The organism is Zobellia sp. 1_MG-2023 (assembly GCF_030549125.1).
In the GTDB taxonomy this organism is placed as follows: domain Bacteria; phylum Bacteroidota; class Bacteroidia; order Flavobacteriales; family Flavobacteriaceae; genus Zobellia; species Zobellia russellii.
Window position 1 is genome coordinate 698,774 of the sequence record NZ_JAUOSY010000001.1, and the last position, 13,211, is coordinate 711,984.

13 protein-coding genes are annotated in these 13,211 nt (G+C 38.3%); 3 read left to right on the plus strand and 10 right to left on the minus strand.

The window, feature by feature from the left end; all coding sequences use genetic code 11:
* Genes Q4597_RS02825 through Q4597_RS02835 form a run of 3 tightly spaced genes read right to left on the minus strand, consistent with a single transcriptional unit; the run spans position 1 to position 3,116 of the window.
* Entirely contained in the window at positions 1-1,386 is a 1,386-nt protein-coding gene (locus tag Q4597_RS02825) for a four-carbon acid sugar kinase family protein (protein WP_303404656.1), read from the minus strand.
* A gap of 5 nt (positions 1,387-1,391) precedes the next feature.
* The gene (locus tag Q4597_RS02830) at positions 1,392-2,030 is read right to left on the minus strand and encodes a cyclase family protein (protein WP_303404657.1); all 639 of its coding nucleotides are present in this window, start codon (positions 2,028-2,030) and stop codon (positions 1,392-1,394) included.
* A gap of 6 nt (positions 2,031-2,036) precedes the next feature.
* Entirely contained in the window at positions 2,037-3,116 is a 1,080-nt protein-coding gene (locus Q4597_RS02835) for a tartrate dehydrogenase (RefSeq protein ID WP_215913494.1), read from the minus strand.
* Positions 3,117-3,469: 353 nt separating this feature from the next.
* Between Q4597_RS02835 and Q4597_RS02840 the strand changes: the two genes are divergently transcribed.
* A complete protein-coding gene (locus Q4597_RS02840; protein WP_303404658.1) occupies positions 3,470-5,344 on the plus strand; it encodes a DUF5060 domain-containing protein in 1,875 nt (624 codons plus the stop codon).
* Positions 5,345-5,379: 35 nt separating this feature from the next.
* Here the strand turns inward: Q4597_RS02840 and Q4597_RS02845 are convergent, their stop codons facing one another.
* The 6 genes from Q4597_RS02845 to Q4597_RS02870 all read right to left on the minus strand — a co-directional run bounded on the left by Q4597_RS02845 (position 5,380) and on the right by Q4597_RS02870 (position 11,515).
* Positions 5,380-6,402, minus strand: coding sequence for a LacI family DNA-binding transcriptional regulator (locus Q4597_RS02845; RefSeq protein WP_303404659.1), 1,023 nt, complete (start codon positions 6,400-6,402; stop codon positions 5,380-5,382).
* A 142-nt stretch (positions 6,403-6,544) separates the two neighbouring features.
* Positions 6,545-9,043 (minus strand): heavy metal translocating P-type ATPase, encoded by a 2,499-nt coding sequence (locus Q4597_RS02850; protein WP_303404660.1) that lies wholly within the window; start codon positions 9,041-9,043, stop codon positions 6,545-6,547.
* Between the two features lie 70 nt (positions 9,044-9,113).
* The gene (locus tag Q4597_RS02855; RefSeq protein ID WP_303404661.1) at positions 9,114-9,671 is read right to left on the minus strand and encodes an AraC family transcriptional regulator; all 558 of its coding nucleotides are present in this window, start codon (positions 9,669-9,671) and stop codon (positions 9,114-9,116) included.
* A gap of 154 nt (positions 9,672-9,825) precedes the next feature.
* Positions 9,826-10,323 carry a hypothetical protein gene (locus Q4597_RS02860; protein WP_303404662.1) on the minus strand — a complete coding sequence of 166 codons (498 nt, stop codon included), beginning with the start codon at positions 10,321-10,323 and terminating at the stop codon, positions 9,826-9,828.
* Between the two features lie 9 nt (positions 10,324-10,332).
* Positions 10,333-10,776 (minus strand): hypothetical protein, encoded by a 444-nt coding sequence (locus tag Q4597_RS02865; protein ID WP_303404663.1) that lies wholly within the window; start codon positions 10,774-10,776, stop codon positions 10,333-10,335.
* A gap of 1 nt (position 10,777) precedes the next feature.
* Positions 10,778-11,515: a TIGR04255 family protein gene (locus tag Q4597_RS02870; RefSeq protein ID WP_303404664.1), complete on the minus strand. Its 738-nt coding sequence runs from the start codon at positions 11,513-11,515 to the stop codon at positions 10,778-10,780.
* Positions 11,516-11,623: 108 nt separating this feature from the next.
* Here Q4597_RS02870 and Q4597_RS02875 point away from each other — a divergent pair, with 108 nt between their 5' ends.
* Positions 11,624-12,115, plus strand: coding sequence for a MerR family transcriptional regulator (locus Q4597_RS02875; protein WP_303404665.1), 492 nt, complete (start codon positions 11,624-11,626; stop codon positions 12,113-12,115).
* 42 nt (positions 12,116-12,157) lie between these two features.
* On the opposite strand, the gene Q4597_RS02880 is transcribed toward Q4597_RS02875, so the two are convergent.
* Positions 12,158-12,790 carry a DUF1801 domain-containing protein gene (locus tag Q4597_RS02880; RefSeq protein ID WP_303404666.1) on the minus strand — a complete coding sequence of 211 codons (633 nt, stop codon included), beginning with the start codon at positions 12,788-12,790 and terminating at the stop codon, positions 12,158-12,160.
* A gap of 231 nt (positions 12,791-13,021) precedes the next feature.
* On the opposite strand from Q4597_RS02880, the gene Q4597_RS02885 reads away from it, so the two are divergent.
* Positions 13,022-13,201 (plus strand): hypothetical protein, encoded by a 180-nt coding sequence (locus Q4597_RS02885; protein ID WP_303404667.1) that lies wholly within the window; start codon positions 13,022-13,024, stop codon positions 13,199-13,201.
* The last annotated feature ends 10 nt before the right edge of the window (positions 13,202-13,211 follow it).

Here is a 13,211-nt window from a genome sequence, read left to right on the forward strand (position 1 = left end):
TTATTTCAATAAGGAAATCAGTTCGTGTAAAGCTGTCTCGTCACCAACATTACCAGGAAATACGATGTAAGGTATGTCAGGAAATTTTGCCTCGTTACCCAGTTGCCAAACAGGCACCCCTTTTAGCACTTGCCCCATGACATTCGCTCGGCGCACATTAAGCCCTTTTGTAGCTACATCACTAGAGGTAATTCCTCCCTTGGCAAGAATATATTTTGGGCGTACCCTTACCTTTTTTACAATAGAAATAAGTGCATTGGAAACCCGATTTACAATTTCAAGGCTTTCCTTTTTTGTAGCTCCTTTTATCACTTTTCTACTTGTAAACACCACCACATCCTCTCCGGTCTTGAGGTAATCGTTTGCTTTTTGGACCAGTTGAACCAGCTCGTTGCAAAAAACTTCAATATTGGAAATATGGGAAACATCCAATTCTAGGAAAAAAGCATTACTTCTCTCCTTTAAATACGCCAACTGTGCAGTGGTTTTTGGCACATAGGAACCAATTACGACCAATGCCCCATTGGAGGACGTATCCTTTAAGATTTCATTTTTTGTCAGACATGGTTTTAGGGCAATACCCGAAATGGCGTTAACAAAAGAAGCCGCCGTCCTGAAAACCAATGCGTCCTTACTTTTTAAAATGGCCAGCGCCAAGGCCTGCAAATCGGCATAACACGTTGCGTTCGCTATGATATGGGTCGTTTTTGGCTGTTCTATTATTGATTTTATTTCTTCGGAAGTGGTATTTCTAAGCGTTTGAACAGACACACTTGCAATCTGTGATTTGTTGACCCTTCCTTCGGATTTTTCTACAATCCAATCCTTTAAATTGGATGCTGAATAACCAAAAGTATTGTCTGCTGCAAAAGGGGTTTTTGCGGCAGGAACAAACTCATTTCCTTCCTTTACATAATGAACATCGTCATACGTATAGCGTCCGCCTTCAAAAAAAGCAGGGGCCAAAATATGTTTTATTTTGCTTAGGCCCATTCCTTTTACCAAGGCATCAACTTCATTGGGGTAATGCCCCCTTAAAGTAGAATCGCTTCTGCTAATGATAAGAAGTTTCTTTTGGTGCTTCTTGGCCAATTTCTGTAGCCGTGAGCCTATGAGCTCTCCCAGGGCATCGGCTTTATCAACTTGAAGACTTCTGGAGTTGGTAAGAATAAAAAAAATAGGACTCGTCAAGAGTTCGTTTTCCAAAATCTCTTCGGTCCATTCAGTAATAACGGGAACATCGTACACGGTTTGGGTGCCTGTTGGGTCATCATCTAAAACCACAATGGATTTGGGGTTTTGAGCAAGCTCTGACCGAATATCCTTCTCATGGCCCAAAAGCGTAACCCCTTCTTCAATAGATTTTAAAAGTGCTGGATGCGACATGAAGTTCAATTTTCTATTGCAATGATACGCGCGGGAGCACCATCGCCATTTTCAACCTTTAACGGTAGTGCCACAAGGGTCACTTTTGGTTGAGAAAGTGCTTCTAAATTAGTAAGTCCTTCAACTATAATAATATCGTTTTTCATTAAGATGGTATGCACCTCCGTAACCTCCTTGATATTGTTGACATCTGCTACGGAAGGAGGTTCCACCCCAAGTATATTTACCTTTTTTTCACCCAACCAATGGGCAAGCTCGGTGCTGATTCTAGGTAATGCATCACGGTACTCGTCCGTGCCCAACTTTTTGCTCCAACCCGTATGTAAGAGCAAACTTTGTCCTTCCTCTACTTTTTCCGCAATAGTGCCCAAATGTGCTACGGTAATAGATTCTTTAGGTTTGATATGCGTAAGGTTAACCACCCAAGCTTCAGAAATAAAACGAGCGACCGGCAATTGATCTATAGTCTGATCATTGACCTCAAAATGTACCGGAGCGTCCATATGGGTACCGCTATGCGAATACAAATGTAAGGTTGTTGCGTTCCAACCGTCTTTGTCCAATGTTTTGGCCTGGTCTATAGAAACGCCCTTTACACCGGATACAATGGGTAAAGTGAGGTCAATGATTTTCCTATCTATCATTCTAATTTATATAGTTGACAATTTTGTTGCGTTTATAAACTGAACTACGCTTTCTGCAACTTCTGACGTAGTAGCCGTACCACGAAGATCTTTGGTTAGATTACCTTTTGCGGTCGTAGCCTCTATACCGGCCATAATTTCCTTTGCCGCCTCGGTCTCTCCTAAATGATCCAACATAATAGCGGCGGACCATATTTGACCAATTGGATTAGCAATATTCTGCCCTGCAATATCCGGTGCTGAACCGTGAATAGGCTCGAACATAGAAGGAAAATCTTTCTCCGGGTTAATATTTCCACTACCTCCAAGACCTAAACTTCCCATAACGGCACCACCAAGATCGGATAAAATATCACCAAAGAGGTTTGTAGTCAAAATAACGTCAAAAATCTCTGGGCGCAATACAAAACTTGCCGAAGCATTGTCTATGTACATTTTGTTATATTCTACATCCGGATACTCCTCTGCAACCTCTGCAATTACCCTATCCCAATAGGCCAAGCTATTGATCAATGTATTTGATTTGGTAACATTGGTAACCTTGCTTCTTCTCTTACGCGCCAATTTAAATGAATAATGTGCGATACGCTCAATACCGAATCTAGTAAAAATACTGGTATCCATAGCCATACCGCCGGGCTTATCCCCATGCATTATTTTTCCACTCTGCACGAACTCGCCTTCATTATTTTCGCGAACGACTACAAAGTCTATATCTTTTTCGGTTTTATAGCGAAGCGGACTTTCTACACCCGGAAACAATTTTACTGGTCTATAGTTTACGTATTGTTCAAAAGAAGTTCTTACTCGAAAGGTGTAATCTCTAGCTGGCAACGTATCGTCTACCTCTGGCAGACCTACTGCTCCAAAAAATATGGCATCGAATTTTTTTAAGGTTTCAAGAGCGTCATCTGACATGAACTTGCCATGCTCCTTAAAATATCCTGCTCCAAAAGGAAATTCCTCTTTATCTAGTTCAAAGCCATATTTAGTGGCTACCGCATCCAGCACGGAAACACCGGCAGGAACGATTTCGGCCCCTATTCCGTCGCCATTAACTACGGCGATTTTGTACGTTTTTCCCATTTCTAATCTTTTCTAATTGTAGTTCAAATGCTTTTGCGCAAATATTGCGCAAAATGTCATTTATATTGATAATTGTGTTGAATTTTGAGCAAATATATATAAATTAATCTATAACTTACCCAAAAAATATAGATTAGGATGTGTGATTTGTGCAAAATTTTGTATTTATGCATATTCAAAACGAACCGAAATAAACAGGATCGATACAAAATGTTCCTGCTTAGTTTTTTCTTATTAATCTATAAAGCAAACCGCTTTTTCTTGCCATCATTATTTCATATACGAATTCAACTTTAAAAAAATAAATCAAAGTAACTTCATCAACCTATTAACTCATACTCAAAACTGAAAACATGAACAGACTTTACATGAAAACATCATTTTTCCTGAGCGCTTTGCTCTTTATGACTTCCTTGGTTTCAGGATGCGAATCCGAACCGGAATATACCGTTCAGGGCGAGCTAAAAAAATGGCATAAGATCGAACTGGTCTTTAACGGCCCATCTACGGATGAAATGAACGAAGTAAACCCTTTTTTGGATTACCGTCTAGACGTTACGTTTACCAACAACGACCAAACCTTTGTAGTTCCCGGATTTTACGCGGCCGATGGTAATGCTGCAGAAACAGGAGCGGAAAATGGAAACAAATGGATTGTACGTTTTGCTCCCAATACTACAGGAAATTGGAATTTTAAGGCATCCTTTAAAAAAGGAACCAATATTGCCGTTGCAGATACCAGTAACAGCGCCACCAGTGGAGAATATATGGATGGTGTTACGGGAAGTTTTACCGTGTCCGAATCTGACAAAACAGGTATAGACAACAGGGCTAAAGGCAAGTTGGAATATGTAGGTGAACACTATCTTAAATTTAAGGAAACAGGCAAATATTTCATTAAAGTAGGTGTAGACGCCCCAGAGAATATTTTGGCATACAGTGATTTTGACGCCACTACCAACGCGTTAGACTTACTAAAGACATGGGAGCCCCACAGGAAAGATTTTAACGAAGATGCCAAGGATCTATTATGGCAAGGGGAAAAAGGTAAAAACCTACTAGGCGCCATTAACTATTTAGCTTCAGAGGGTCTTAACGTATTTTCATTTTTGACTTTTAACGTTGATGGTGATGACCGTAATGTTTTTCCATATCGCTTAAAGGTATCCGAAGAAGAGTACACCAAATATGCCAGTGACAAGAAAAACAAAAAAGCATGGCAGACCATGTTCCATAAAACCCGCTTGGATATTTCAAAGTTGGAGCAATGGGAACGTATTTTTGACTATGGGGAGCGAAAAGGAATGTTCCTGCACTTCAAGACCCATGAAACCGAAACCGACCATCTAATGGATAACGGTGTCTTTGGTGTTGAGGGCAAATTGTACTATCGTGAACTTATTGCCCGTTTTGGGCATCATTTGGCCATGAACTGGAATATAGGTGAAGAGAACAACCAACCCATAGAAAATGTTAGGGAAGTAACGGATTATGTGGCAAAATTGGACCCTTACAATACACACCGGGTATTACATACGTTTCCTGACCAAGATTACCGTTATGCAGAACTGGTAGGTGACCAATCTTCGCTTACGGGAGCATCTCTTCAACTAAGTGAGGCCGATTTTAAAGATGTGCACCCACGGGTTCTTAAATGGATGAAAAACGCCGATGATGCGGGTAAAAAATGGGCCATTGCAGTTGATGAGCCCGGAAAGGCCAAAATAGCCCTTTTACCGGACGCAGAAGACATGGAACATAATGATGCACGTGGCAACGCCCTATGGGGAACTTTACTTGCAGGAGGCTACGGTGTTGAATGGTATTTTGGTTATGCCAGTCCGCATTCTGACCTTACCTGTCAGGATTATAGGAGCAGGGACCTTTTTTGGAACCAAAACCTACATGCCAAACTCTTTTTTGAAAACTACCTTCCTTTTTGGGAAATGCGGCCCTCCGATGATTTAACCACAGATCCAGATTCATTCTGCTTTTCTAAAGCTGATGAGGTTTATGTAGTTTATCTACATCCCGGAAAGGAAACGACTTCTCTTAATTTGGGAGATTCGGGTAATACGTTTTCAGTGAAGTGGTACGACCCTAGAAACGGAGGAGACCTATTGGACGGTTCCGTAACTTCGGTTGATGCAAAAGGTGTAGTGGCGCTGGGCAACCCACCCAAGGACCAGGACAAAGATTGGGTAATATTGGTTCAAAAGAAGAATTAATTATATAAGACTATCGGTTTTGGTGATTTGTTTTTCTACAACTTGTTCTTGTTGGTAGAATTACGGATCACCAATTCTGATTTTAAGACCACTCGAGACACCTCTTTATCATAATCTTCAATTCGATCTATAATCAGTTTTGCAGATTCTACTCCCATCTGATAGCTAGGTTGGTCAATACTAGTAAGCGAAGGCTCCAGAAGTTCGTCTATAGGCTCATTATTAAAACCGATGATGGCTATATCCTCTGCCATTTTTAGACCTCGTTCTTTCGCTGCTAACATAACACCAATGGCCACCTGATCACTAAAGGCCAAAACGCCGTCCGGATGCTCCGGAGAATACAGTAATTTTCTTGCGGTACTAAGGTTCCCTTCCCTAGTAAAATCGGAATTTTCAATAAACTTTTCCTCCACCAATATATTAGCATCCAGTAAAGCCTTCTTGTAGCCTAAAAGTCGGGTTGAGCTTATTTGTAAAATTCTTGGACCTCCAATATATGCAATCCGCTTACAGCCCACGGATATTAAATGCTGGGTAGCATCGTAAGCTGCCTTGAAGTTATCAATAATCACCTTATCCGATTCTACCTCATCACAAAGGCGATTAAAGAACACTAAGGGAACCTTTCTTTTTTTAGCCTCTAAAAAATGGTCAAAATCCTTGCTTTCACTGGCCAACGAAACTATAATTCCCGCCACGCCAATATCCATAAGTTCTTTTACCAGTATTTTTTCCCTCTCGTACGACTCATTAGATTGACAAATGATTATTTGCATCTGATGTTTCTCCAAGATTTGCTCTATGCCCGAAATGGCCATAGCGTACAAATGATATTTTATACTGGGTACAATTACGCCAACGGCCTTAATCTTCTTTTTAGCATAAGGGTTTATATGCTTTGTCTGAAAATAATTATACTCCTGCGCCAACTCCAGTACTTTTTCCCTGGTCTGCGCACTTATACGTGTATTGCCCTGTAATGCTCTTGAAACAGTAGAAATAGAAACATTAAGCTCTGCGGCAATATCCTTTAAAGTCGTTTGTTTTTTATCCAAATCACTAATAATGAGAACAACAAAGATAACTTAAATTATCTGGTCGTTACCCAAACCTTGAATGGCTTAGTTTAAATTTCAATCTATAAAAATGTAACCGCTGCTTAATTTCTAGTTTTCAAAACCCATGAAATGCTATTTATTAATTGATTTTAGCCGCTCTTAACCTTAACGCGTTCGCAATTACAGATACCGAGCTAAAACTCATAGCAAGAGCCGCAATCATTGGCGATAACAAAAGCCCAAAAACAGGGTATAACACTCCCGCTGCAATAGGAATACCTATTGTATTGTAGATTAGAGCAAAGAATAGGTTCTGCTTAATGTTACGCATTACGGAATCACTAAGGTTTCGGGCTTTTACAATACCGTGCAAATCTCCTTTTACCAAAGTTATCATAGCACTTTCAATGGCTACGTCTGTTCCCGTTCCCATAGCAATTCCAACATCACTTTTGGCCAATGCAGGTGCATCATTGATTCCATCGCCGGCCATAGAAACGACATGTCCTTTTTCCTGTAATTTTTGTACCTCGGCCAATTTATCCTCGGGAAGCATTCCCGCTTTAAAATCAGCTAGATTTAACTCTGTAGCTACGGCTTGTGCGGTATCATGATTATCTCCCGTAAGCATAACAACGGCTATTCCCTTCTCTTGAAGTACCTTAATGGCCTTTGCGCTCGTTTTCTTTATTTTATCGCCAATTACAACATACCCTATTGCTTGCTCATTAACGGACAGGTACGATACCGTTTTACCCTTTTTTTGGTGTTCATTGGCCTCATATTTTAAGTTTGAATTTAAGGCGGCATTAACATACTCCATCATCTTAAGGTTCCCTAAAGCCATTTTTTGACCATTTATTTTCCCTTCCACCCCTTTTCCGGTAATAGCCTCAAAATCCTCTGTCCTTAAAATTTCAACACCCTGCTCCTTTCCATACTTTACCGTGGCTTCGGCAAGAGGGTGTTCACTGGAGTTGTTTAAGGAAGCTATAAACTGTAACACCTCATGTTCAGAATATTTGCCCTTTAACACACCAATCGTTTCCACTGTTGGTTTTCCTTCGGTAATAGTTCCCGTTTTATCTACTATTAACGTATCTACCTTATCCATTTTTTCCAAAGCTTCGGCATTCTTGATTAACACCCCGTTCTGTGCACCTTTGCCCACACCTACCATAATGGACATTGGCGTTGCCAACCCCAAAGCACAAGGACAGGCAATAATTAGCACGGCTATAGCATTTACCAACGCAAAAACATAAGCAGGTTCAGGACCCCAAATGGCCCAAACAGCAAAAGTAATTACAGAAATTACTACCACGATAGGCACAAAATAACTTGAGACCTTATCCGCCAACTTCTGAATAGGCGCCCGACTACGGCTAGCGTCATTCACCATTTGTATGATCTGCGACAATAAGGTTTCATTCCCTACTTTTTCCGCCTTCATTAAGAAAGACCTATTTCCGTTTATGGTTCCACTATTGACCTTGTCCTCCGTTACTTTATTAACAGGTAGCGGTTCTCCTGAAATCATGGATTCATCTACACTGGTCTCGCCTTCAATTATAATACCGTCTACTGGAATTTTATCTCCAGGTTTTACCTTTAACGTATCCCCTTTTTGAATTTTATCTATGGCAACCTCTTCTTCCTTTCCATCTACTACTCGGATAGCTTTATTAGGTGCCAGTTTCAATAATTCCTTTACTGCAGAATTGGTTTTACTATGCGCGCGCGCCTCTAATACCTGCCCCATAAGAACCAAGGTGAGAATTACGGTAGCCGCCTCAAAATAGACATGCACCGCACCTGAATCCGTCTTGAACTGTGGTGGAAAGAAATCTGGGAACAACATTCCAAAGACACTAAAAACCCATGCCACTCCCGCACCAATACCTATTAGAGTGAACATATTTAAGTTCCATGTTTTGATACTTCGGTAAGCACGCTCAAAGAACATCCACGTGGCGTAAAAAACTACAGGAAGGGAAAGTCCAAACTGGATCCAGTTCCACCACTTTTGCCCCATTATATCGTAAAGGGGATTGTTTGGAACCATCTCGCTCATAGCAATCACAAACACTGGTAGGGTAAAGCCCAATGCGATCCAAAACTTCTTTATAAGCTTCTTGTACGTTTTCTCCTCAGCGGAGAGATCCGGTTGCATAGGTACCAAATCCATACCGCAAATAGGGCAACTTCCCGGCTCATCGCGAACCACTTCCGGGTGCATAGGGCACGTCCATTGTTCGGAAGCGTTAGCACTTAGGTTTTGCTCCTCAACCAGGTCCATTCCACATACAGGACAATCACCTGCCTGATCATAGGTTTTATCACCCTCGCAGTGCATGGGGCAGTAAAAAGTACCTGTGCCCTTACCTTTAGGACTTTCTTTTTTCTTTACTTCATGCCCGTGTTCCCCTAAATTATGGATGCTGTACGAACCACCGTCATCTAACAATGCCTTTTGAAATATTTTTAAAGGAATATGGGACTCCATTTGGATTACTGCTTCCGCTTTCTCTAGATTTACCGAAGCATGGGTTACACCTGCTACTTTAGAAAGCGTCTGCTCTACATGACCGCGACACCCGTTGCAGGTCATTCCGTGTATATGATAGGTATGTGTCATTTCCTCTTAATTTTAGAATGTAAAATTACTAAGAGGCCAAGCGAATCTTTTACACAATTACGATTCTTATTTATACAATTTTGTCCAAGGTTTTTCTATCCCAATTTTTTAAACTTTTGTAGTCGGTCATAGACATTCCCGTTACGGTTTTAAACTGCCTTGCCAAATGGCTACTGGTCTTATAATTTAGGCTGTATGCTATTTCAGAAAAATTGAGCTGGCCCAGCTGAATGTATTCCTTTACTTTTTCAATTTTTAGGTTGATGGTGTATTTTTCCAAGGTCATACCTTCGGACTTGCTGAATAGCTTGCTAAGTGCCGTTTCCGTCTTACCGAATTCCTCGGCCAGGGATTGAAAGAGATTTTCGGTTTCTCCGGCTTCAATTTTATGAATCAGCTTCACTTTTATCTGTTCTAGAAGCGTATCCGTTTCGTTTATGATGAGTTCAAATCCGGTCTGGACAAGAGTATGGGATAGTTTTTTCTTATCACTTTCGGGGCCTTCGGCAGCAACTACTTTTCCCAATTCAACGGATTCTACGGTATAGCCCTCCGAAGTGAAAATTTCCAAAACCGAAGCTATACAGCGGTTACAGACCATATTTTTAATGTAGAATGTTTCACTCATCGTTTTTACAAGGTAGATTTTGTTTTATGGTTGGTCGGGACAATGATAATCGAAAAGTAAAATATAAGTCTAACGAAGTTAGATAATTACAATACCATTTCTTTAAAAAAACTTCTTAAAACAATTAAGTATCATTTACTATAAAAAAGATATTTTAACTCATCTTTGTTTTCATAAAGTGACAGGCCTTACCATAAATTGAAGATTCAATAGTAAAAGGAGTTCCATGAGTTATAGTATAGGACCCTCCTAACTTGCTTGTCCAAATACCAGTTTCCGGACTTGCTGTTAGTTGTCGTGCAGCATGGGTTGCGACTCCATTCAATTCATAAAATGCAACCTTCCTAAAGCCTTCTTCATATAATGAATCTATACAATCAACATATTTCAAGTGACTAAACAAATCAATTAAAGCACTAATAGAAAATTCACTTTTAATATCAAATGGCCAATCAAGTTTAACGCCTTCTAAAGTGTATGAGGGGCGTTTATCGAATGGTAAAGCTTCCCACCAAACGTCACTTCTATTTCCAGCCCAAGCAATACAATTAAAATTTGGATTTGGTTTACCTACAATTTTGAAGTGTGAATCAGTTTTAAGATTCGGAAAGCCCGTAATTATGCGATTTCTATTTTCTGGAGAATTTAGCAATTAACTTTTTTAGTTTAAAGGGATTTTACCAGAATTAAATAACTTAACCCACCTTTTGCAAGCTTCTGTTAAGGTTAAGCGTTGCCTTGTTTTTAGGCTACTATCCGTAATTATATTTAATGCCCAAACAAGCTGACTTGGTTTTTTATTAATCTCATTTATGATTAAAGGTATTGCATCTTTCCCCATCTTTAAGATTTCCTGAAAATTATGATCCTCAATTATCCCAGTCATTGACGAACTAAAAATAGTGTTTTTCTCCCAAGAATGTACAAGAGACTCAAACCTATCCATTAGGAAAACATTTCTGACCAAGTCATCATCTAGATGAACCAAATCGTCACTCAATTGAAAATCATTTATATTACGTGATTCTTTGTCTCTATTAAAAAGCTCAACCCTAGTTTTGGGTAATTCGGTTGACTGCGGCGGTAAATCGATTACAAATGGCATATTATTTTATTAAGGATTTTGTTTTTTCTGTAATACCGTCATTAAAAAGAAAGTTTTTCTTTTCTCTGATTAAATTAAATTTTTGAATCAACTCGGAATTTTCATTTGGTATAGTGGCATTTATAAGAACATCAATATCAAATAAATAAGGTAGTTTGTCTCCTAGTGGCTTCTCTAAAGAATGGGCAATGTTCCAATGCATAGACTCTTTATCATCACGAGCCGTATATTTAAGCTGAAAATTGCTTATTGCATGTGTTCCGGTATTAGAATTAATGTATGTTGTGAAGTATTCTGTTAGTTCAGAAGTGTCTAGGGGTAAATTAATCCGATTTACAAACCGAATAGATATACCTGTTAATGAAGCAACGTTCAAAATATCTTTATACGACTCCCATAATTCGAAAACATCATTAACAAAGTTTTCCCACCCACTATATTTCTCAAATACTTCAAAGGTAAACTTCTCATCAGTTATTGTAAACCTTCTCTTCTCATCTTCAGAAAAAAACTGAACACCATTTATATTTCTTTCACCAAGACTGACATTTGTTTCTAATTCATTAATTTTAATTTGTTGTGTAAACTGCTCCTTTACTTTTGGATATGATTTTTCAAATTTCTTCCCAACTTTCCTTATTGCTGCTGAATCAAACTCTTCAATCTTTTTATACCTGTATTGAAGAATTGAAACGATTATTGGAGAGTTATCGTAATACTCATAATTTGTACTACTCATTGAAATCTGGATTAGATATTTTCAACAAAAATAATGTATAATTTCAATTAAAATTATACATTCATGTATGATTTTTAGAAAATGATTAAAAAGGTTTACAATTCTCGATTGAGCATTCATTTAAAACTAGAAGAGAAAACTTTTAGAAAGAAAGACATAAATATATCTTATCGATTAATAAATCATTATGATAAAATGGGTTTAATCGAAGATAAGAGGGAATCTCAAAAAGAATGGAGAAAGTTTAATGGCTTTGATTTAATATGGCTAAATATTATTGAAGAACTAAGAAATATAGGTATTTCCATAGATAACCTAAAACTTCTAAAAGAAAACATTTTCAATAGTGGCAATTACGGAAGTGTTGATAAAGCGAATTTTATAACAAAGACCTTTAAAGATGAGATTGTAGATTCAATCCACTACAAATACAAATTATACTTAATTATATTTAGCGATATGAGCTACACTTTTCAAGATAGCTTATCTGAAAAACAATTATCAAATTTGACCTATAAAGATGTCATAACTATTAATATTCCTCTGAGATTCAAAATATTATCAGTGTTCAAAAGAATTAAGCACATTGAGGATTTATAAAGAATCAATAAAGTTTACCTAACTTAACATAAGATTCTTAATCTAATCCTTATGCGACCCATCACAATTGGGCATTCGTTTGGAACGGCCGCAGGTGCAATCATTTAGTCCGTAACCCTCAAAAATACGGTCTGTGTTTTTTTCAATTCTAGCTATTCGTGTAGTAGCCTGTTTTGCCTTTGAAAAATGGAGCAAATACCCCTTTTGTCTACCTGGGGTTAGTTTTTTAAACGCCTTTTCAAATTCTGGATTCTCCTTGAATTTCTCAATCAACTCATCTGGGGTTTCAAAATCCGTTACCTTTTTTACCTTTAGTTTCAGTCCCAATTTCTCTACCTCAACCGCCTCTAAGATATATTGTTTGATGATGGTTTTTTGACTTTCTATTTCAGCCACGTTGCTAAAACGTATTTGCCGGGCAGATCGGGTATGCTCCGTTTGATGAATCAAAATTTGCGCAGCGTCCTGTAGTAGTGCCCCTTTATTGAAAAGTAAAGCGCAGTAGTTCTTGAACCCGTGAATAAGCACAATATTTTTGCCCTTATAAGTGTAACAGGGCTGATTCCACTTAAAGTCTTCTGCTAGCCCACAATCCAAAATTAACTCATGAAGTCTTTTTAGCTCTTCTTGCCATTGGTCTAGGCCGTTCAAGAATTCATCTACTTTTGGGTTCATTGCTACTAGCTGTTTGTCAATATTATATGCTTTTTATCCTCATTGGATATATTTATAAAAGTTATACAATTGACGTTCGTCGATTGACAATCGATAAGTTACCTAAACTTTTAACAAAGAATATTTTTTGCCTCATAGTTTTAATAAATGTATTGATTTATCCAAAAGCTTCCAATATATTCAATTTGGTATCCCAAATATTTTTAGTTGAACCCTCATAAAAAACTACTTATGCCCTTATACTTTTATTACCTCATTTTTGGACTCACATTCTCCATCATTGCATCGGAAATTGATAAAATGGATATAGAGAATCATTCAAAGAATATTATGACCAATACGGATAGGATTATCTTCATCTTGCTTTGGCCAATCATTCTAATTTATACAATTAAAAATTTAAAAAAATAATATTCTAAAA